This window comes from Novosphingobium barchaimii LL02 (genome assembly GCF_001046635.1).
In the GTDB taxonomy this organism is placed as follows: Bacteria; Pseudomonadota; Alphaproteobacteria; order Sphingomonadales; family Sphingomonadaceae; genus Novosphingobium; species Novosphingobium barchaimii.
This window is the reverse complement of sequence record NZ_KQ130454.1, coordinates 471,991-492,557: the sequence shown is the minus strand read 5'-3', so window position 1 is coordinate 492,557 and position 20,567 is coordinate 471,991. Positions and strand designations below refer to the sequence as shown.

Here is a 20,567-nt window from a genome sequence, read left to right as displayed (position 1 = left end):
GAAAACTTCCATGGATCATTTTGCAAACACCGGCGGCGAGCTTCACGCCGAACAGGTCTCGCTCGCCGTCATCGCGCGTGAGGTCGGCACCCCGGTCTACGTCTATTCGCGCGCCACGCTGTCGCGCCACGCCAGGGTATTCCGCGAGGCGCTAGCCGCGCTGCCCAAGGTGCATATCGCTTTTGCGGTGAAATCGAACCCCAACCTCGCGGTGCTGCGCCTGCTGGCCAAGGAAGGCTACGGCGCCGACGTCGTCTCCGAAGGCGAGATGAACCGCGCGCTGGCAGCCGGGATGAAGCCTGAGGACATCGTCTTCTCGGGCGTCGGCAAGACCCGCGCCGAACTGATCGCGGCGCTGCGCGCCGGTATCGGCCAGTTCAACCTCGAGAGCGAGGAAGAGGGCGTCGAGCTTTCCGAGATCGCCGTGGACCTTGGCGCCAGGGCCGTCTGCACCCTGCGCGTGAATCCCGATGTCGATGCGCGCACCCACGCCAAGATTTCGACCGGCAAGGCGGAGAACAAGTTCGGCGTCGCATACGACCGCGCTGCCGACATTTACGTGCGGCTTTCTGCGTTGCCGGGTCTCGATATGCGCGGGCTTGCCGTTCATATCGGCAGTCAGATCAGCGATCTGGAGCCTTCGCGGCAGGCATTTATCAAGATGGGCGCGCTGATGATGACCCTTCGCGAAAAGGGCCAGTCGGTCACGCATATGGATCTCGGCGGCGGCCTTGGTGTGCCCTACAAGGCGGACGATGCGTTGCCTACCCCGGCCGACTATGGCCGCATGGTCAGCGACGTTGCGCAGGACTGGGGCGTCACTCTGATGTTCGAGCCGGGCCGTGTCATCACCGGCAATTCCGGGGTGCTCGTCACCGAAGTGGTGCGCGTGAAGCAGGGCACGGACAAGCCTTGGATCGTCGTCGACGCGGCTATGAACGACCTTGCTCGCCCGGCCATGTATGATGCCTGGCACGATTTCGCGGCGGTGAAGCCTTCGGGCGAAAGCATGATCGCCAACATCGTCGGCCCGATCTGCGAAAGTTCCGACACGTTCGCGATGGCCCGCGATATCGATGTGGTGAAGGCAGGCGACCTTGCGATCTTCCGCACCGCCGGCGCTTACGGCGCGACGATGGCCAACACCTACAACAGCCGCCCGCTGGTGCCCGAGGTCATGGTCGACGGCGACAAGTGGGCGATCGTCGCCAACCGCATCGAGCCCGCCGCGATCCTCGCAGCAGAGCAGGTACCGGCCTGGCTTGACTGAGCGCGAGGACATCCTCCTTCCCTCTCGGTCGAGGGAGGGGTTTGGCGTGGTCTTCCCATACGCTAGGCTAGGCATATGATCGAAACGCTCCCTCTTTTCCACCGTATCTCGGGCCGCCCGGTCGTTGTGCTGGGGGAGGGCGAGGCCGCGGAGGCCAAGCGTCGTCTGGTCGAGCGGGCCGGGGCGATCATCGTGACCGACCTGCACACCGGCATCGCCAGCGGTGCCCGCCTCGCCTTCATCGCCCTTGAAAACGACGAGGCCGCGCGAGTCGCCGTGGCCGAGGCCCGCTCCGCCGGAATGCTGGTCAATGCGACCGACCGCCCGGCGCTATGCGATTTCACTGTGCCTTCGATTCTCGACCGATCGCCGGTGCTGGTGGCGATCGGTACGGGAGGTGCTTCGGCAGGTCTTGCCAAGCAATTGCGGCTGCGGCTTGAGGCTCTGCTACCGCAGTCGCTCGGCGCTCTCGCTTCAGGCCTTGGCGCGGCGCGCGCGGCGCTGCGCCAGCGTTTTCCCGAGGCGGGTGAGCGGCGCCGTGCGCTCGATGCCGCGCTGGCGGCGGGCAGTGCGCTCGATCCGCTGGCGGACAGTAGCGCGGACCACATTGATGCATGGCTAGCCGGCGCGCCCGCAGGCGCGGCAGGGGTTGCCGAGATTGCCCTGCGCAGCGGCGACCCCGAAGACCTGACCCTGCGCGAGGCCCGTCTGCTGGGCACGGCCGATGTCATCGTGCACGATTCGCGAGTCCCCACCGTAGTGCTTGACCGCGCCCGGGCCGATGCCGTGCGGCTGGAAAGCGATGGTTTGTCGCCGTATCACCGGATAGCGGGTTTGACGGTCGTTTTGCGGGCACCCTTTTGAAGCGTTAACCTTCGAGAGGTGCGGTGATGCGGCTGTTTGGCTACAACGGTCGGCAAATGGCTCACCCAAATCGCGGTCGTTGCTGATATACAATACAATTTTGCGCAGCGTTAGCTTTGGTCCGGTGAATGTGCCGATGACAGTTTTTTAATTCAGCACATCGTCGGGGTTGCGGCAGGGCGTTCTTCATGTGGGCTTCGAGCATGACAACTCAGCGTGATGATCCGGCGGCAACGTCGAATGAGATCGTGCGCGTCGATCGCGCCGAACTGCCGGACCTGGAAGTGCCTACCGGAATATTCGGTAGCCGCAGCGATCTTGTGCGGATCGATGCGGGGGATGACAACAACGCCGAACTCATGTCCTGCCTCTACCCGTTTCACCGCGAAGGCTGACGCTGCCCTCATGGAACTGCGCGGACCGCTGGCGAGCCTTCGCCAGGATGACATTGAATGGGAGCGCGGGCAGCAGGCCCTGAGCAGGACGCTTGTGGCGTGGCGGGCGGAGCCAGTAGTGGCGCCGGTGCTGGCGGCGATGAAGCGTTTCGGCGCGGGCGCCCCGCTCGAAAAATGCCGTGCCCTGGCCTTGCTGTTCGACCCGGCGAGCGGGCGGGCGCTGACCTTGTCGCGCAGTTTGGTCGATGCGGGTCTTGCAGCGCTGGACGGTCATCCACTTGGCCAGTTGCCGTTGAGCCATGGCAGCCGCGATGCGGCGCCGCTGCTCGTTCTGGCGGAATCGGGTAGTGCCAGGCTGACTCTCTCGGCCTACGACGGGGCGGCATTGGCGCTGCTTCCGGCGGCCCGCACCGCGCGGTTTCGTCCGGTGGAGAACTGGGCCCTGGTGCTGGTGGGGGCGTGCAAGGGGGACCGGGCGCTGCGCGATGACGACGGTGCCCTGACGACAGAGCTGTGCACGTTCACCGCCGGCGACCTGCACTATCGCCACGGTCCGAACGAAGCGGTCGAAGTGCGCAGCGTCGACGGTGCGATGGCGGTGCTGCAACTGGAACGCCAGCTCGACGATCATGAGCCGGTGCGTGAATATGCGTTGGCCGATGGTGCGCTCGTGCATCAGGCCAGCGCGCGCAAGGACGACAGCCGCGCCGAACTGGCGATGGCGCTGCTGGGCCGAATGGGCCGGATCGACGCGGTTCCGCAGATGGCGCGGGCGGCTCTGGGCGGCGGCGGCGGCGATGCGATGCGCTGGCAGGCCCTGCATGAAGTGATCGTGCTGGATGCACTTGCCGGAGTGGAACTCCTTGCGCAGGTGGCCGCCGACCCGGAGGATTCGCTCAGGGAGCCGGCGGGGGCGTTGCTGGCGCAATTGCTGGCATCGCGGCCCGACTTGCAGGGCGGCGCGGCATGGCACGTCTGATCGAATCGAACGACCCCACCACGGCCTCTTTGGAGGAAGTCTGCGATGCGCTGACGGTCTGGGGCTTCGACCCGGCGGAGGAGGAAAGCATCGCGCACGCCGCGCACTGGCTGCAGCGGCTAGGCAACGACCGCGATTTTCTGGGCGACTTGCTTATCGGTATGCTGGCCGGGCGATCGCCTGCGGGGGAGGATGGCATTGACGTGGGAGAAACCAATCGCGTCGTCCTCGCAACGCCGGGGCGCGGTAATTTCTCGCTCAGCGCCAGCATCTGGCCTTCGCAGGAGGAAAACATACTGCGCGCCAGCGGGTCCGAAGCCTTCGCTTATGGACTGGCGCATGATCATAACCACGACTTCCTCGTTCTTGGTTATTTCGGCCCCGGCGTGGAGTTCGAGAATTACGAATATCGGTACGACCCAGTGGAGGGCTGGCGGGGCGAGCCGGTGGATCTGCTCCCGTTCGGGCGGTCCCGGCTGGCGCCGGGCAGCCTGTTTCACTATCGCGCTCACCGCGACATCCACGTCCTCCATCCGCCGCAGTCGCTTTCGGTGGCGCTGACCCTGTCACACGAACATGCGGCCAAGGGATGGATGGACCACTACCTGTTCGACGTGGAGGCGGGGCGCATCGCGCGGGTGCTGGGCCATGGTCCCAGCGAGGCGTTTCTGCGCATCGCCGTCGCGCTTGGCGGCGAGGAAGCGAAGGACCTTGCAGCCCGGTTCGGCCGCCATCACCCCAGCGACCGCATGCGGCTATGCGCGTGGCGTGCGCTCGCCGCTTCCGCCGGTAGCGGCGAGGCGCAGGACGCGGTTTGGGCCGAGGCCGAGGCTTGCGGAAGCCGCGTCGTTGCAGCGGCCTCGGCGGCGCGGCGCCGGGCGATGTCGCCTTAAAATCTGCCGCCGACGAGCGCGTCGATGGCGCCTTGGAGGATCACCGCCGCCGCAGCCGAATCGATGCGGGTTGCACGCTTGGCACGGCTCATATCCTGCTCGATCAGGCCGCGTTCGGCGGAGGATGTGGACCAGCGTTCGTCCCACAGCAGGATCGGCAGGCCCAGTACGGAAAGGTTGCGGGCATAGGCCCGGCTCGACTGCGAGCGGGGGCCTTCCGACCCGTCCATGTTAAGGGGCAGGCCGATGACGATACCCTTGACCGAGCGTTCGCGGATCAGCGCTTCCATCAGCGCCTTGTCGGCCCCGAACTTGCCGCGCTTGATGGTCTTGCCCGGCGAGGCGAAGCGCCAGCCGGGGTCGCAGAACGCGGTCCCGATGGTCTGCGTCCCAAGGTCCAGGGCCAGCAGGGCGCCGGCCTGGGGCAGCTCGGCCCGGAAATCCAGTGCGCTGGTGGTGACCACCGCGGTCACTTTCGCGCCTGTGTTTTCTGCCATGCTGCGACGCGCCTTTCGAAATCGGCCCTCAGATTGGCCCAGAACAGCGTGACGTCATAGAGGTGGTAGTTGTTTCCGGGAAGTACGTAAGGCCCAAGGTCCAGCTTGGGGGGCGGGCCAATGTGAAGGAAATGGTCGGGCCCGCAGGCGGCAGGGACTACCTGAGCGGCCAGCGTACCGCCGCTTGTCGCGAAATCGGGGACGAGCGTGCCTAGGTTCGCACCCGCATCCGAACTGGTGCCCGGCGTGCCGGTTAGGGGATTCGTGCATAGAAACGCGCTGCCGGCGACGGACTTGCCGTCCAGTCCGGTGCGGCGGGCATAGGCCTTCACCAGCATCTCGGTATCGGCCGGGTCCGCAACCGATAGCCAGCTTACCACGCAGCCTGCCTGATCGGCTCGCTCGCACGCCGGTACTCCCATTTTGGGCAGGTCGTGGTCCATCGAAACCGGCCAGCCGATAACCCATGCGCCGACAAGGCGCTTTGCAAGCGGAGTGCCGGCGATGCGGTCGCGCAGCAGGCGGCGCAGCAGGAATGCGCCCTGGCTGTGCCCAGCCAGCGCAATGGGCCGGCCTTCGGGCAGGTGCCGGGTGAATATCTCGAATGCGGCAAGGACGTCGCCATATGCGAGATCCAGCGCCTGTGCGGCCTCGGGTCTGGCGGTGAGGAAGGCGCCGATCGCCGCCTGGCGATAGCGCGCAGCCCAGAGCGCTTCAGCTTCGTTGAAGGGGCTGGCCATGCCTTTCACGAACAGCGCCGTGCGCTGGCGGCTGATGGCATCGTCCAGCGAACCGTTCCAGGCATCGCGCGCGACGTAGCTGGTGGGATGGACGAAGAACACCGCGACCGGGAGCTTTTTTTCCGGCGCGGTGACCCCGGGAGGGAGCCATGACGACGGATCGTCCTTCAGCCCCGGGCGGGCTACCCACATCGCCGGGTTCTCCCACGATTCAGGCGGCAGGGCCTGCTGGCCGGCGAAGGAGACGCCGGGCACGAAGGCCATCTCCGTCAGGTCCTCCGACCACAGGCGCAGGGCAAGGAGCAGTGCCAGCAGCAGGACGGTGACGCCCGCTATCACATACAGGAACTTGCGCGCCATGGCTTCAGGAATGCTCCAGATTCGCCAGCTTGTCTGCCGGTTCACCGCCGTTGCGTGCCGCTTCGCGCTCAAGCCAGATTTTGATCATCGCCACCAGCGGATCGGCAAGGGCAAGACCAAGCAGACCGAACAGCACGCCCATGATGAGCTGCGCCGCCAGCACCAGCGCAGGCGGCAGGTCCACCGTCTTGCGCGCGATGTAAGGGACGATCAGGTAGCCATCGATCAGGTGGATCAGCACGTAGACGAAGATCGTGTAGATTCCCATCTCGGCGCTGACCGAGAAGCCTACCATGACCATGATCGCGCCCGAGATAGGCGCGCCGATGTTGGGCAGGAACGCCAGCAGGGCGGTGATGAGGCCCAGCAACGCTGCCATTGGCACGCCGTAGAACTGCAGCATGCACCAGGTGAACAGGCCCTCAACGGTCATGCCGATGACGCGGCCCAGCAGCAGGCGGCGCAGAGCGCTGCCCATGACCTGTGCGGTCGCCTCGAAATGGACGCGCCGGTCGACGGGCAGCATCCAGCCCACTCCCCGGCGGTAGAGGCGCGGCTCCATCGCCATGTAGATGCCCAGCACCAGAATCAGAAACAGGGTGGTGAGGGCGCCGAACAGGCCGCCCAGCACGGCGGTGACCTGGCTGATCCCGCCCATGGCCTCCTGCGCGATCGAGCGCACGTCGCGCACCCGCACTTCCATGCCGTGCTGCTGCAGCCAGGCGAGGCCGCGGTGGAACTGGCTTTCGATGGTGTCGGGCAGTTCTGCAGCCTGCTGCGTGATTTGACTTCCAGCGAAGCGGCCGAGCCAGAACAGGAATAGCAGCGATGCCATCAGCACCATCGCGACGCGCCATCCCCGCCCGATCGGCAGCACCCGACCGATCATCCGCGCACCGCCGTCGATCAGCGCGGCGAAGACGACGCCGCCGAAGATAACCAGCAACGATTGCGAAAGGAACACGCCCAACGCAAACAGCGCCACCATGCCTATCCACACGAACGCCTTGCGGGCCTCATGCCGGATCAGCGGATCTGCAATGTCGGTCGGCCCGGCGCGGCGGGGCGAGAGCTCTTCGGCTTCGGTTTCGGCCGCCGTCACTTGGCCGCGTCGATGCGGGGGCGCAGGCTGGTGAAGGCACGGCCATCGCGCATGGCGCTCCACCAGGTCAGCGGATTCCAGCCTTGGGTGCCGTCGAGAGAGAAAGTGATGAATTCCGCCCGCCCGCCGATGTTCGACAGCGGAACAGGACCACCCAGGCCGCCGTCAGGCTCGCCCCGGCTGTTGACATAAAACGGCGCGCGGCTGTCGGCCGAACGGTCACGGTCATCGCCCATCAGGAAGACATGGTCTTCGGGCACGGTGATCTCCGCATAATTGTCGAGGTCCTGGTCGATATAGTCGATCACCTGATAACTCGCGCCGTTGGGCAGGGTTTCACGGTAGGTCGGCAATTCGTAAACCTCGCGGCCGCTGGGCAGGCGGGTGCGGTACTGGCCGAAACCATCATAGCAATGGCCGGGCTCCTGGCCTTCGCAGGTGAGCTTGTCATCGGCTGCGATCTGTACTGGCGGTTCGATCTCGCGCTCGATGAATTTGCCGTTTAGGCGGATGCGCCCGTCGATCACGGCAATCCGGTCCCCCGGCAGGGCGACCACGCGCTTGATGAGGTCCGCCTTGCGGTTGCCCGGCACGACGATGACGACATCGCCGTATTGCGGGGTCTGCCCCAGGATCCGCCATGGCGCGCGCGGTAGCAGGTGAAAGCTGAGCGACGACCAGTTCCAGCCATAGGGGTACTTCGATACCACCAGCCGGTCGCCCACGAGCAGTCCTGGCATCATCGAGATCGACGGGATGTAGAACGGCTTGGCGATGAACGAATGGAACGCGAGCACCCCCAGCAACATGAAAGCCAGGCCGCGCAGTTCCTGCACCCAATTAGTGGCTGGCGCTGTCGGCTTCTTTTCTTCAGCCGGCGGGATCAGGGTTTTGCTGCCGGGAAGGGCGGTCTGGTTGGTCATGGTCGCGGAGGAACTCGGCTTCAGGCGCTGATCGGGGTAACCGGACGGGCTTCGATGATGACGAAGGCCTGTGCCCATGGGTGGTCGTCGGTGAGCGTCAGGTGAACCACGGCTTCGTGGCCCTCGGGAATCAACGAATCGAGCCGTTTCTTCGCACCGCCGGTAAGCTCCAGGGTAGGCGCACCGGACTTTGCGTTGACGACGCCGATGTCCTTCATGAACACGCCGGCCTTGAAGCCGGTTCCAACCGCCTTGGAGAAGGCCTCCTTGGCGGCGAAGCGCTTGGCAAGCGTGCCGGCTATGGTGTGCGGGCGGCGGGCTGCCTTGGCACGCTCGACCTCGGTGAAGACGCGACTGAGGAACCGGTCGCCGAAGCGGTCGAGCGAATTCTGGATTCGCTCGATGTTGCACAAGTCAGAACCGAGCCCGATGATCATGCCGCGCCTGCCGTTGCCGGAGCTTCCACCGCCGTCTTTTCCATCACCGCACCTCGTCCATCAGCGCGCGCATCTTCTTCACGCTGACGTCCAGCCCGCAGAAGATCGCCTCGCCGATGAGGTAGTGTCCGATGTTGAGTTCCGCCAGTTGCGGAATCGCCGCGATGGGCTGAACATTGTCGTAAGTCAGGCCATGCCCGGCATGCGGCTCGATGCCATTCTTTGCGGCAAGCGCGGCCATGTCGACGATCCGGCGCAGTTCGAGCTGGACCTGTTCGCCTTCGGCATGGGCATATTCGCCGGTGTGGAATTCAACCACCGGCGCGCCCAGCTTCATCGCCGCTTCGATCTGGCGCGGCTCGGGGGCGATGAACAGGCTGACGCGGATGCCGGCGTCGGTCAGCCGGGCGACGATGGGGGCGAGGCGGTTGTGCTGGCCGGCGGCGTCGAGGCCGCCTTCCGTCGTGCGCTCCTCGCGCCGTTCGGGAACGATGCAGGCGGCGTGCGGCGCGTGGCGCAGCGCGATCTCCAGCATTTCATCGGTCGCGGCCATTTCCAGATTGATGGGCAGGCCGGTCGCCTCGAACACCCGGAACAGGTCTTCGTCGCGGATGTGACGACGATCTTCGCGCAGGTGCACGGTGATGCCGTCGCCGCCCGCCTGCGCCACGATCTGCGCGGCGCGCGCGGGATCGGGATGCATCCCGCCGCGCGCGTTTCGGATCGTCGCGACGTGGTCGATGTTGACGCCGAGGCGAAGCCGCGAAGGGTTGTGCACGTTCATCCGTTCATCCTGAACTTGGGGTCCGCTCATCCTGAGCGCGGCGAAGGAAGGATCAGGCCTGTGCCCGGCTGCCGGGCTTGATAGCCGGGCTGGAAGCGAGTTCGGGCGGCAGTTCGTCCGGCGCATACGTCGGGAAGTTGAGCGCGACGAGCGGGAAGAACGGCACGCCAAGGTCCACCGACCCGGCCGAACGGTCAACCAGCGAGGCCGCGGCGATGACCACGCCGCCAGCTTCCTCGATCGCCTTGATGGCTTCGCGGCTGGAGAGGCCCGTGGTCACCACGTCTTCCACCATCAGCACCTTGTCGCCCGGTTCCAGCGAGAAACCGCGGCGCAGTTCGAAAGTGCCGGTGGGGCGCTCGACGAACATCGCGTCGACCTGAAGCGCACGGCCCATCTCCTGGCCGATGATGACGCCGCCCATTGCCGGGGAGACGACTTTGGCGATCTGCCTGCGGATGTCGTGCGGCAGCTTGGCGGCAATTGCCACGGCAAGCCTTGCTGCGCGGTCGGGATTCATCAGTACTCGCGCGCATTGCAGATAGTGTGCGCTATGACGGCCGGAGGAAAGCAGGAAGTGACCTTCCAGCAAAGCCTTGCTGGCACGGAACTCGGCGAGGACCTCTTCTTCGAGCATTACGGACGTTACCCTTGGTGCGATTTTCATTGATCTGGCACAGTTACACTGCGCCTTGCGTCAAAAATTCCCCTAGAGGCGCTTGAGACACGCGGCAAGCGCGCGTATAGCCCGGCCCAAAGGGGGCGAACGCCTCCATAACAGGGGTGCGCGTGGGACGGGGCAAGCCGGATCGCGCGTTCGAAGGAAGTGGAAGCGCAAAAAACCATGGCATTCGGCAAAATTTCTCATGGCCTGGGGCAGACGATCGGAGCCCTCGGGATATCCGCCGTCGCTGCCCTGACCGCCGTTGTTCCCGCTTTTGCGCAGGATGCGCCCGCTGCGCCGTCCGCCATCGCCACCGGCGCCGCGCAGGGAGCCGCCATGGCTTCCGGTGCGGGCAGCTACACCCCGATGAAGCCGGTCGAAGGCATCGGCATGCCGATCGACGGCGCCTACGGGCTGCAGACCCAGTTCTCCAAGACCGGCGAATATGGTGAGTGGATCCACAACATCATCCTGATGCCGATCATCACCGCCATCTGCGTGCTGGTGCTGATTCTGCTGGCGGTCATCGCGGTGCGGTTCAACCGCCGCCGCAACCCGGTCGCCTCGAAGACCAGCCATAACACGATCCTCGAAGTCGTGTGGACGCTGGTTCCGGTGCTGATCCTGATCGGCATCGCGGTCCCCTCGATCGACCTGATCGCCAAGCAGTACAAGCCCGCCCCCGAAGGCGCGCTGACCATCAAGGTCACCGGCAACCAGTGGTTCTGGACCTACGGCTACCCGGACAACGGCGACTTCGAGGTTATCTCGAACATGCTGAACGTCCCCGGCGCGCCGACCATCAACAATGGCGTGCGCGAAGTCGGCTCCAAGCCTTGGGACGGCCCCTCGCACCTCGAAGTCGACAACCGCATGGTCGTGCCGGTGGGTGAACCCATCCGTCTCCAGATTACCGCAGCCGACGTGATCCACTCGTTCGCCGTGCCTTCACTGTGGTTCAAGCTGGACGCCGTGCCTGGCCGCATCAACGAGAAGGTCCTCGTGGTCGAAAAGCCGGGCGTCTATTATGGCCAGTGCTCGGAACTGTGCGGTGCGAAGCATGGGTACATGCCGATCGCCGTCGAGGCCCTGCCGCGCGACAAATACAATGCCTGGGTCCTGACCCACGCCGGTGCCGAGATCGACACCGGCAAGAAGAAGCCGGCAGCCGCTGCTGCGGTGCCCGCCCCGGCAGCGGACGCGTCCGAAGCGGCTCCCGCCGCCGACGCAACCGCCGAAGCCGAATAATAGAAAATTCAGGACAGGGTCCAGACCATGGCAACCACCGCTGACCACTTCCAGGCTCACTCGGAAGAACACGGGCATCACGATCATGAACACAAGCCGGCGTTCTTCGCCCGCTGGTTCATGTCCACCAACCACAAGGACATCGGTACGATGTACCTGATCTTCGCGATCATCGCGGGGATCGTGGGCGGTGCCTTCTCGGGCATGATGCGCGTCGAGCTTGCCCATCCGGGCATCCAGTATCTCGATACCTTCGCCCGTTGGTTTGGCGCGGTGAACCCCGACTTCAACACGACGCTGCATACCTGGAACGTCCTGATCACTGCGCACGGTCTGATCATGGTGTTCTTCATGGTCATGCCGGCGATGATCGGCGGCTTTGGCAACTGGTTCGTGCCGCTCATGATCGGCGCGCCGGACATGGCCTTCCCGCGCATGAACAACATCTCGTTCTGGATGACGGTGGCCGGCTTCCTGTCGCTGATGGTGTCGCCGTTCGTGCCGGGCGGCACGGGTAACGGCGCTGGCACCGGCTGGACCGTCTATGCCCCGCTGTCGACCAGCGGTTCGCCCGGGCCCGCCGTCGATTTCGGTATCTTCGCGCTGCACCTTGCCGGTGCAGGCTCGATCATGGGCGCGATCAACTTCATCACCACCATTCTCAACATGCGCGCGCCTGGCATGACCATCCACAAGATGCCGCTGTTTGTCTGGTCGATGCTGGTCACCGCGTTCCTGCTGCTGCTTTCGCTGCCGGTTCTGGCCGCCGCGATCACCATGCTGCTGACCGACCGCAACTTCGGCACGACCTTCTTCGACGCTTCGGGCGGCGGCGATCCGATCCTGTACCAGCACCTGTTCTGGTTCTTCGGCCACCCCGAAGTCTACATCATGATTCTGCCCGGCTTCGGCATCATCTCGCAGATCGTCTCGACCTTCTCGAAGAAGCCGGTGTTTGGCTACCTCGGCATGGCCTACGCCATGGTCGCTATCGGCGTCGTTGGCTTCATCGTGTGGGCGCACCACATGTATGCAACCGGCCTGTCGGTGAACACCAAGATGTATTTCACCGCCGCCACCATGGTCATCGCGGTGCCCACCGGCATCAAGATCTTTTCGTGGATAGCCACGATGTGGGGCGGTTCGGTCGAGTTCAAATCGCCGATGGTCTGGGCGCTGGGCTTCATCTTCCTGTTCACCGTGGGCGGCGTCACCGGCGTTGTGCTGGCGAACGGCGGCGTGGATGACGTGATGCACGACACGTACTATGTCGTGGCGCACTTCCACTACGTGCTGTCCCTGGGTGCGGTAACCGCGCTCTTCGCCGGGTTCTACTACTGGTTCCCGAAGATGAGCGGCAAGATGCACTCGGAATTCCTGGCGCATGTCCACTTCGTGATCTTCTTCATCGGCGTGAACATGATCTTCTTCCCGATGCACTTCCTGGGCCTGCAGGGCATGCCGCGCCGTTACCCGGATTACGCCGAGGCATACGAGTACTGGAACCACATCGCGACGATCGGCTACATGGTCATGGCGAGCAGCTTGGTCGTGTGGTTCGTCAACATCATCTACGCCTACGTCGCGGGCAAGAAGGCGGAAGACAACTACTGGGGCGAAGGCGCGACCACGCTTGAGTGGACGCTTCCCAGCCCGCCGCCTTTCCACCAGTTCGAGACGCTTCCCGTGATCGGCGAAACGGCTCACCACTGATCCCGCCCGGCTCCCACGAGCCGAGCTGCGAAGAAATGATCCAGGGCCTCGATGCGAGTTGCCCTGGATCGTTTGCATTCAGGCCCCTCGCTTTTAGGGTGCCGGCAGGTGTATGACGAAATGACAATGACGAGTCCCACCCCAGCGGCCGCAACCGCCAACCCGCCGCTCCCGGCCGATTGGCGGGATCTTATCGCGCTGACCAAGCCGCGGGTGATGAGCCTGGTCATCTTCACCGGCCTGTGCGGTTTGCTTGCCGCGCCCCAGCACATTCACCCGGTCCTCGGTTTCACCGCCATCCTGTGCATCGCCATGGGCGCGGGCGGCGCCGCTGCACTCAACCAGTGGTGGGAGGCCGATATCGATGCCGGCATGAAGCGCACCGCGCAGCGCCCGCTTCCCCAAGGGCGGCTTGATCGCACCACCGCGCGCGATTTCGCCGGCGTGCTGTGCGCAGCTTCGGTGTTCCTGATGGGCGTCGCGATCAGCTGGCTCGCCGCCGCGATCCTGGCGATCTCGATAGTCTACTATGCAGTCGTCTACACGATCTGGCTTAAGCCGCGTACGCCGCAGAACATCGTTATTGGTGGCGGTGCTGGCGCGTTCCCGCCGTTGATCGGCTGGGTCGCGGCAACCGGCCACATCTCGGCTATGCCGTTGGTGCTCTTCGCCATCATCTTCATGTGGACCCCGCCCCATTTCTGGGCGCTCGCGCTCTATGTGAAGACCGATTATGCCAAGGTCGGAATTCCGATGATGCCGGTGGTCGCGGGCGAACGATCGACCCGCCGCCAGATCCTTGTTTACTCGATACTGCTGCTGCCGCTCAGTGTGTTGCCGTGGTGGCTACCGGGTGACGAGCATGCCGGGGCGATCTACGGCGTCTCGGCGCTCGCCCTTTCGAGCATTTTCCTTGGCTTCGCGATTCGCGTTGGCCTGCGTGAACGCACGGGCCCGGACGATACGATGAAGCCGGAAAAGCAGATGTTCGCCTATTCGATCCTCTACCTCTTCGCGTTGTTTGCGGCGCTTGTTGTCGACCGCTTCATCCCCCTCTGATCGGAACCAGACGATGTCTAAAACGCCCAAACAGCATGTCCCCCAGAGCGTCGACCAGATCCGCCGCGGCCGTAACCGCGTACTGGCGCTTAGCCTGGGCGCTTTCGTGGTCCTTATCTTCTTCATCTCGATCGCCAAGATGGGCTGACATGGTGGCAAGCGCTCCCCCCACGCCGCGCCGTAGCAATCGCAAGACTGCGCTGACGGCGCTGTCGGCGGCGCTCGCCATGCTGGGGCTGGGCTATGCCTCGGTGCCGCTATACCGGATGTTCTGCCAGGCGACCGGCTACGGCGGCACTACCCAGCGCGTCGACGAGGCGCAGGCCGCCACCGTCAAGGACAGCGGGCGTACCATCTCGATCCGCTTCGACGCCAATGTGGAACGCAACATGCCTTGGCAGTTCAAGCCGCTTCAGCGCACCGACACCGTCTCGATCGGCGCGCGTGACATGGCACTGTTCTGGGCCAAGAACACCTCCGACAAGACGGTGACCGGTACCGCCAGCTTCAATGTCGAGCCTGAACAGGCGGCGCGCTACTTCAACAAGATCCAGTGCTTCTGCTTCACCGAACAGACGCTGAAGCCCGGTGAGGAAGTGCGTATGCCGGTGCTCTACTACATCGATCCGGCGATCCTGGACGATCCGGACAACAAGGACGTCCAGCAGATAACCCTGAGCTACACTTTCCATGTCACTTCGGTTCAGGACAACTCTGGCGCCGATGCAAAGACACTGGACCGAACCCAAGCAGGCGGTTAAGGCCGGCACGGGAACCGTTTGCGTAATAATTCGCTCAAAGCGCTGCGCAAACGGCTGACAGATTGGATGAACGGGGACGAAGGTACCATGGCAGGCACGAAGAACCACGATTACCATATCCTTCCGCCGGACATCGCGCCGCTCGCCACCACCGTGGGCGCCTTCACGTTCACTACCGGCATGGTCCTGTTCATGCACGAGATGCCCGGCGGCATGTTCGTGCCCTGGGCCGGCATGGCGATCCTGCTCGCCTCGATGTTCATGTGGTTCTCCAAGATCATCCATGAAGCCCATGCCGGCGATCACACGCCGGTGGTGCAGTTGCACCAGCGCTACGGCATGATCCTGTTCATCGCTTCCGAAGTGATGTTCTTCGTCGGCTGGTTCTGGGCCTTCTTCGACTTCTCGCTATTCCCTTCGGAACTGGCGGAATCGATCGGCGGACAGTGGCCGCCCAAGGCGATTGAAGCGGTTATGGACCCCTTCGCGCTGCCGCTGCTCAACACCCTGATCCTGCTGTGCTCGGGCACCACGGTAACCTGGGCGCACCACTCGCTGATCCACGGTGACCGCGACGGCCTCAAAAAGGGCCTATGGGCCACGATCCTGCTGGGCGTGTTCTTTTCGTTCATCCAGGCTTACGAGTACATCCACGCACCGTTCGGCTTCGGTGGGAACACGTACGGCTCGGCCTTCTACATGGCCACCGGCTTCCACGGCTTCCACGTGATCGTCGGCACGATCATGCTGATCGTCTGCCTGAAGCGCACCTACAATGGCGATTTCACACCGCGTCAGCACTTCGGTTTTGAAGCGGCTGCATGGTACTGGCACTTCGTCGACGTGGTGTGGCTGTTCCTTTTCGTAGCCGTCTACATCTGGGGCGGCTGGGGTTACCCGACGCACTGATGCATCGACCCCGCACCTGACGAAAAGGGCAGCCGCAGAACGCTTCGGCTGCCCTTTTCGCATCTTCAGCGCAGGAACCCCGAATGCGCCGCATTCCGATTATCGCCACCATCATCGTTCTCGCTGCCGTGGCGCTCATGATGGCGCTCGGCTTCTGGCAGCTGCGCCGTCTGCACCAGAAAGAGGCGTTGCTGGCGCATTATACCGCCGCAAGGGGCAATCCCTCACTTGTCGAGTGGACCAGTGCGGGAGTGGGGGAAGACCTGCTCTACCGCCGCGCGCGCCTCGAGTGTGTGGGAACAGGTGAGCGCAGCAGCATTGCCGGGCGTAACACCGCAGACCAGTCGGGCGTTGCGCAGACGGTTCGCTGCACACTTCCGGGCGGCGGACAGGCGCTCGTCGTGTTGGGCTGGTCGCTACAGCCGCTGGTGACGCCTAACTGGAAGGGCGGCACGGTAACCGGCGTGATCGCGCCCGGACCGCGTCTGGTAGCCGATCCCCCGCTTGAAGGGTTGGAGGCCAACGCGGTGCCCGATCCGGCTGAACTGCCGAACAACCACCTGTCCTATGCGTATCAGTGGTTCCTTTTTGCGGGGACGGCTTTGGTGATCTACTTTCTGGCGTTGAAGAAGCGGAAGTAGGAAGATCTGGGCTCCTCGCCCAATCCCCCCGGAACGTCGAGGTCATGGGTGCAGTCTCGTTTGCGTGCCCACGGTAAGCGCGGAGCCATTCATGGCCTCCGACGGCAAGCACCCCCAGGTGCCAGGCGCACCTTGTCCAGCGCCGCTACGATGCGCACAAAACGCCCCTGCATGCTCTGCGACGACAGTAAAGGGGCTGGGGCGATGGCCCCCGGTCTACTTCTTCCCTACGCCTCGATTGCATTCTTCCCCGGCCATCGCTAACCGCGCTAACCCATGGACTACATCAGCACCCGCGGCAGCGCACCGGCGCTCGACTTCGAAGGCGCGACGCTCGCCGGGCTCGCATCGGACGGCGGCCTTTACGTGCCGCGCGAATGGCCACGCTTCTCGGCGGATGAGATCGAGGCCATGGCAGGCCTGCCTTATGCAGAGCTGGCCGCAAAGGTCATGGCGCCTTTCGTCGCCGGCAGCCTCAGCGAAGAGCGCCTGCTGGAGCTGACCACGCAGGCTTACGGCCGCTTTGCGCACAAGGCCGTCACCCCGCTCAAGCAGCTTGACGAGCAGCAATGGGTGCTGGAGCTGTTCCATGGCCCGACACTGGCGTTCAAGGACGTGGCGCTGCAGCTTCTGGGTCTGCTGTTCGAGGAATTCCTTGGTCGTTCCGAGGGCAACCTGACGATCGTCGGCGCGACTTCGGGCGATACCGGTTCCGCGGCGATCGACGCCGTTGCGGGCCGCGCCAAGGTCGACATCTTCATGCTGCACCCCAAGGGCCGCGTGTCCGACGTGCAGCGCCGCCAGATGACCACGGTGCTGGCGCCAAACGTGCACAACATCGCGCTTGAGAATGCGAACTTCGACGACGCGCAGGCGATCGTGAAGCGCGTGTTCAACGACAAGGGCATGACCGACCGCTTCGCCATCGGCGCGGTGAACTCGATCAACTGGGCGCGTCTGATGGCGCAGGTGGTCTACTACTTCGCCGCCGGGCTTCAGCTGGGCGCGCCGCATCGCAAGGTGGCGTTCTCAGTGCCAACGGGCAACTTCGGCGACGTTTTCGCCGGTTATGTTGCCGCGCAGATGGGCCTGCCGATCGAGAAGCTGATCGTGGCAACCAACGTCAACGATATCCTCCACCGCGCGCTGTCGGACGGCGATTATTCGCAGGGGACGGTCACGCCCACCGCCGCGCCTTCGATGGACATCCAGGTTTCGTCCAACTTCGAGCGGCTGCTGTTCGACCTTGGTGGCCGTGACGGCCTTGCCCTGGCGGAGCAGATGGCAGACTTCGAATCGACCCGTTCGATGCAGCTCACCAATGCCCAGCGCGAAGGCGCATCGGGGCTGTTCCAGTCCGCCCGCGCCGATGCCGATGAAATGGCATCGACCATCGCCTGGGCTTGGGAAAGCTGCGGTGAGCTGATCGATCCGCACACCGCCTGCGGCCTGTTCGCTGCCCGCACGGCAGGGGTCGAGGCCAGCATTCCGGTCGTCACGCTGGCGACCGCGCATCCGGCCAAGTTCCCCGAGGCGGTAGAGCGCGCCACCGGCCACCGCCCGAGCCTGCCCGCCCGCGTCGGCGACCTGTTCGAGCGCGAAGAAAAGTGCAGCACGCTTCCCGGCACGTTCGAGGCGGTGGCGGAGTTCGTTGCCGAACTCGCCAGCCCGAAGGTCTGATGGCGCAGCTGCTCTCTCAGCCGCAGATCCTCACGGGTGAGGGTTGGGCGGACTATGGCCTCGTCGATTCGGGCCACGGCCGCAAGCTGGAGCGCTACGGCCCTTATCGTTTCGTCCGGCCCGAGCCGCAGGCGATGTGGTCCCCGCGCCTTGCCGAAACCGAGTGGGAAGCGCATGGCGAGTTCGTGCCCGGTTCCGACGAGGACGGCGGCGGCCGCTGGCAGTTCGACAAGGCAGTGCCCCGCGACGGCTGGCCGCTGGCGTGGAACGAAGTTTCCTTCACCGCGCAGTGCACGCCGTTCCGCCACCTCGGCTTCTTCCCGGACATGGCCCCGGTGTGGGACTGGATGCGCGCCATGCTGGCTGGCAAGGATGACGCCAGCACGCTGAACCTGTTCGGCTACACCGGTGTCGGTAGCCTTGCGCTTTCGGCGCATGGCCCGGTGACGCATGTGGACGCCTCGAAGAAGTCGGTGGCACAGGCGCGTGAGAACGCTGCCCTGGCCGGTCTGGACGACCGCCCGGTGCGCTGGCTGATCGACGATGCCGCCAAGTTCACCGCGCGCGAGGTTCGCCGTGAGAAGCGCTACGATGGCATCATTCTTGATCCGCCCAAGTTCGGGCGCGGCCCTACCGGCGAGACATGGCGTCTGGAGGAGAACCTCCCGGACCTGCTGGCCGACTGCCGCCGCCTGCTCGACGGTGACAGCCGCTTCCTGTTCCTCACCGTCTATGCGGTGCGCATGTCGTCGCTGGCGCTGGCCGGGCTGATGGCCGAACTTTTCGCAGACTTGCCCGGCACCATCGAACACGGTGACCTTGCCGTGCGCGAGGACGAGAGCGGCAGACTGCTTCCCACCGCGATCTTCGCGCGCTGGTCGAATCCTGAGTAAACCGCGCCATGGCCGATTCGCTGATTCTTGAAATTGCCGACTTCGAACAGGACGTCCTCACCGGCATCTATTCGGAGGAAACAGGCAAGCCACAGCCGCTGCGCTTCACCATTTCGGTGCGGCTCAAGCCTGCGGACCACTACGCCCCCGACACGCCGCTGACGGCCAGCAAGAACTACATGGATCTGAAGTTCGCGGCCTCCGAAGGGTTGCCGGCCGGGGTTCACTTCAAGTTGATAGAGGCCGTGGCCGATCACGTCTGCGAGACGCTGTTCGTGCAGGACGAGCGGATCGAGTCCGTCACAGTAAAGATCGTCAAGCTGGCGCTCAGCGAAAATGGCGAGTTGATCGGCATGACACTGACGCGGGATCGCCGGTGAGGAACTGGCGGTGAGCGAACTGCTGCATCTCGGGCCGCTCGCCGAAGATGCGCTTGCGGCCGCCGCCGATTTCCACGCGCGGCTGCTTCCCGCGATCGAGATGACCTTACTGGGCGGCGCCGATCCGCTCACGCTGGTGTTTCTTCCCGCAGGCAGCAATCACCGCGCCTGGCGCCTTGCCGCCGTGCAGGGACTGGCCCGTCGTTTCGCGCCCTCGCGTCTCAACGCGGTGGAGAGCGACGAGGCCGACGCCATTGGCGCTGCACAACGCTGGCTTGCCGGAGCAGGCGGCGTTACCGGACAGATACTATCGCTTGATGGCAACGGCGCGTTCGGAGTGCTATATCCGGCGCAATGAGCACTCTGTCGCCCCTCGTCGATCAATTCCAGCGCAGGATCACCTACCTGCGCCTGTCGGTTACCGACCGGTGCGATTTGCGCTGCGCCTATTGCATGCCCGAGCGCATGACCTTCCTCCCCCGGAAGGACGTGCTGAGCCTGGATGAGATGCATGATCTCGCACTCGGCTTCATCGCACGCGGCATCACGAAGATTCGGCTGACCGGCGGCGAACCGCTGGTGCGGCGCGACATGATCGATCTGGTCTACGCGATCGGCCGCAGGATCGCAGCGGATGACGGGCACGGCCACCTTGAGGAATTGACCCTAACGACCAACGGCACCCAACTCCCTGAATTTGCCGATGATCTCTACCGCGCGGGTGTGCGGCGTATCAATGTCTCGCTCGATACGCTGGACCGGGACACCTTCGCCCGTCTCACCCGCCGCGATTCCCTGCCGCAAGTGCTCGAAGGGCTGGCGGCGGCGAAGGCGGCGGGCCTTAGGGTGAAGCTCAACACCGTCGCGCTGAAGGGCGTGAACGAATACGAGATCGCAGACATCATCGCCTGGGCGCACGGGCAGGGCTTCGACGCGACGCTAATCGAGGTCATGCCGCTCGGCGAGGTGGAGGAAGACCGTTTCGACCATTACCTGCCTCTGGTGGCGGTGCAGGACGATCTGGCCCGGCGCTGGACGCTCACTCCCAGCGGGCACCGTACTGGTGGCCCGGCGCGCTATTGGGACGTGGCGGAAACCGGGGGGCGCCTTGGTCTGATCACGCCGCTGACGAACAACTTCTGCGAGGGCTGTAACCGCATCCGCGTGACCGCCACCGGACAACTTTACGCCTGCCTCGGCGGGAACGAGCAGGTCGATTTGCGCGCGGCGCTGCGTTCGGATGATCCCGGCGCCGCGCTTACCGATGCTCTGGACCTTGCCATGAAGATCAAGCCTGCGCGGCACAGCTTTGCCATCGATGCGCCGGGCGGCGCTCCGGCGCTGACGCGTCACATGTCGATGACTGGGGGCTGAC

At 64.6% G+C, this 20,567-nt stretch carries 24 protein-coding genes; 17 read left to right on the top strand and 7 right to left on the bottom strand.

Annotated elements, in window-relative coordinates:
- Nucleotides 1–10: 10 nt before the first annotated feature.
- From lysA to V474_RS12845, 5 genes are all read left to right on the top strand, one after another.
- The gene (gene lysA / locus V474_RS12865; RefSeq protein ID WP_059151863.1) at nucleotides 11–1,270 is read left to right on the top strand and encodes a diaminopimelate decarboxylase; all 1,260 of its coding nucleotides are present in this window, start codon (nucleotides 11–13) and stop codon (nucleotides 1,268–1,270) included.
- A gap of 75 nt (nucleotides 1,271–1,345) precedes the next feature.
- Nucleotides 1,346–2,134 carry a precorrin-2 dehydrogenase/sirohydrochlorin ferrochelatase family protein gene (locus tag V474_RS12860; RefSeq protein WP_059151862.1) on the top strand — a complete coding sequence of 263 codons (789 nt, stop codon included), beginning with the start codon at nucleotides 1,346–1,348 and terminating at the stop codon, nucleotides 2,132–2,134.
- A gap of 203 nt (nucleotides 2,135–2,337) precedes the next feature.
- Nucleotides 2,338–2,529 (top strand): hypothetical protein, encoded by a 192-nt coding sequence (locus V474_RS12855; protein WP_148649388.1) that lies wholly within the window; start codon nucleotides 2,338–2,340, stop codon nucleotides 2,527–2,529.
- 10 nt (nucleotides 2,530–2,539) lie between these two features.
- Nucleotides 2,540–3,508 carry a hypothetical protein gene (locus V474_RS12850; protein WP_059151860.1) on the top strand — a complete coding sequence of 323 codons (969 nt, stop codon included), beginning with the start codon at nucleotides 2,540–2,542 and terminating at the stop codon, nucleotides 3,506–3,508.
- Nucleotides 3,496–4,401 carry a hypothetical protein gene (locus V474_RS12845; protein WP_059151859.1) on the top strand — a complete coding sequence of 302 codons (906 nt, stop codon included), beginning with the start codon at nucleotides 3,496–3,498 and terminating at the stop codon, nucleotides 4,399–4,401. Before V474_RS12850 ends, V474_RS12845 begins: the two co-directional genes overlap by 13 nt.
- On the opposite strand, the gene ruvX is transcribed toward V474_RS12845, so the two are convergent.
- The 7 genes from ruvX to pyrE are packed head-to-tail and all read right to left on the bottom strand — an operon-like array spanning nucleotide 4,398 to nucleotide 9,881.
- Entirely contained in the window at nucleotides 4,398–4,898 is a 501-nt protein-coding gene (gene ruvX / locus V474_RS12840; protein WP_059151858.1) for a Holliday junction resolvase RuvX, read from the bottom strand. The two genes, V474_RS12845 and ruvX, sit on opposite strands and share 4 nt — an antisense overlap.
- A complete protein-coding gene (locus V474_RS12835; protein WP_059151857.1) occupies nucleotides 4,871–5,998 on the bottom strand; it encodes a DUF3089 domain-containing protein in 1,128 nt (375 codons plus the stop codon). The genes ruvX and V474_RS12835 overlap by 28 nt, the downstream gene beginning before the upstream one ends.
- A 4-nt stretch (nucleotides 5,999–6,002) precedes the next feature.
- Complete coding sequence (locus V474_RS12830; RefSeq protein WP_059151856.1) at nucleotides 6,003–7,100, bottom strand: AI-2E family transporter; 1,098 nt, start codon at nucleotides 7,098–7,100, stop codon at nucleotides 6,003–6,005.
- Entirely contained in the window at nucleotides 7,097–8,023 is a 927-nt protein-coding gene (gene lepB, locus V474_RS12825; protein ID WP_059151855.1) for a signal peptidase I, read from the bottom strand. Before lepB ends, V474_RS12830 begins: the two co-directional genes overlap by 4 nt.
- Before the next feature lie 20 nt (nucleotides 8,024–8,043).
- Nucleotides 8,044–8,460 carry a holo-ACP synthase gene (gene acpS, locus V474_RS12820; RefSeq protein ID WP_059151854.1) on the bottom strand — a complete coding sequence of 139 codons (417 nt, stop codon included), beginning with the start codon at nucleotides 8,458–8,460 and terminating at the stop codon, nucleotides 8,044–8,046.
- Between the two features lie 43 nt (nucleotides 8,461–8,503).
- A complete protein-coding gene (locus tag V474_RS12815; protein WP_043971644.1) occupies nucleotides 8,504–9,244 on the bottom strand; it encodes a pyridoxine 5'-phosphate synthase in 741 nt (246 codons plus the stop codon).
- A gap of 52 nt (nucleotides 9,245–9,296) precedes the next feature.
- Nucleotides 9,297–9,881 (bottom strand): orotate phosphoribosyltransferase, encoded by a 585-nt coding sequence (gene pyrE, locus V474_RS12810; protein ID WP_043971642.1) that lies wholly within the window; start codon nucleotides 9,879–9,881, stop codon nucleotides 9,297–9,299.
- 207 nt (nucleotides 9,882–10,088) lie between these two features.
- Here pyrE and coxB point away from each other — a divergent pair, with 207 nt between their 5' ends.
- The 12 genes from coxB to moaA all read left to right on the top strand — a co-directional run bounded on the left by coxB (nucleotide 10,089) and on the right by moaA (nucleotide 20,566).
- Nucleotides 10,089–11,156: a cytochrome c oxidase subunit II gene (coxB, locus tag V474_RS12805; protein ID WP_059151853.1), complete on the top strand. Its 1,068-nt coding sequence runs from the start codon at nucleotides 10,089–10,091 to the stop codon at nucleotides 11,154–11,156.
- A gap of 27 nt (nucleotides 11,157–11,183) precedes the next feature.
- Nucleotides 11,184–12,869, top strand: a complete 1,686-nt coding sequence (ctaD, locus tag V474_RS12800; protein ID WP_059151852.1) for a cytochrome c oxidase subunit I — start codon at nucleotides 11,184–11,186, stop codon at nucleotides 12,867–12,869.
- Between the two features lie 120 nt (nucleotides 12,870–12,989).
- Nucleotides 12,990–13,928 (top strand): heme o synthase, encoded by a 939-nt coding sequence (locus tag V474_RS12795; RefSeq protein WP_059152140.1) that lies wholly within the window; start codon nucleotides 12,990–12,992, stop codon nucleotides 13,926–13,928.
- A 13-nt stretch (nucleotides 13,929–13,941) separates the two neighbouring features.
- A complete protein-coding gene (locus tag V474_RS26815; RefSeq protein ID WP_269085138.1) occupies nucleotides 13,942–14,076 on the top strand; it encodes a hypothetical protein in 135 nt (44 codons plus the stop codon).
- A 1-nt stretch (nucleotide 14,077) separates the two neighbouring features.
- Nucleotides 14,078–14,689 (top strand): cytochrome c oxidase assembly protein, encoded by a 612-nt coding sequence (locus tag V474_RS12790; protein WP_059151851.1) that lies wholly within the window; start codon nucleotides 14,078–14,080, stop codon nucleotides 14,687–14,689.
- An 87-nt stretch (nucleotides 14,690–14,776) separates the two neighbouring features.
- Complete coding sequence (locus V474_RS12785) at nucleotides 14,777–15,598, top strand: cytochrome c oxidase subunit 3 (RefSeq protein WP_059152139.1); 822 nt, start codon at nucleotides 14,777–14,779, stop codon at nucleotides 15,596–15,598.
- 83 nt (nucleotides 15,599–15,681) lie between these two features.
- A complete protein-coding gene (locus V474_RS12780) occupies nucleotides 15,682–16,239 on the top strand; it encodes an SURF1 family cytochrome oxidase biogenesis protein (protein WP_059151850.1) in 558 nt (185 codons plus the stop codon).
- Nucleotides 16,240–16,515: 276 nt separating this feature from the next.
- A complete protein-coding gene (gene thrC, locus V474_RS12775) occupies nucleotides 16,516–17,919 on the top strand; it encodes a threonine synthase (RefSeq protein ID WP_059151849.1) in 1,404 nt (467 codons plus the stop codon).
- A complete protein-coding gene (locus V474_RS12770) occupies nucleotides 17,919–18,812 on the top strand; it encodes a class I SAM-dependent methyltransferase (RefSeq protein ID WP_059151848.1) in 894 nt (297 codons plus the stop codon). The genes thrC and V474_RS12770 overlap by 1 nt, the downstream gene beginning before the upstream one ends.
- An 8-nt stretch (nucleotides 18,813–18,820) precedes the next feature.
- Entirely contained in the window at nucleotides 18,821–19,192 is a 372-nt protein-coding gene (locus tag V474_RS12765) for a dihydroneopterin aldolase (RefSeq protein WP_059151847.1), read from the top strand.
- Between the two features lie 10 nt (nucleotides 19,193–19,202).
- A complete protein-coding gene (locus V474_RS12760; RefSeq protein ID WP_059151846.1) occupies nucleotides 19,203–19,550 on the top strand; it encodes a Rossmann fold domain-containing protein in 348 nt (115 codons plus the stop codon).
- Nucleotides 19,547–20,566, top strand: a complete 1,020-nt coding sequence (gene moaA / locus V474_RS12755; RefSeq protein ID WP_059151845.1) for a GTP 3',8-cyclase MoaA — start codon at nucleotides 19,547–19,549, stop codon at nucleotides 20,564–20,566. The genes V474_RS12760 and moaA overlap by 4 nt, the downstream gene beginning before the upstream one ends.
- Nucleotide 20,567 lies beyond the last annotated feature (1 nt).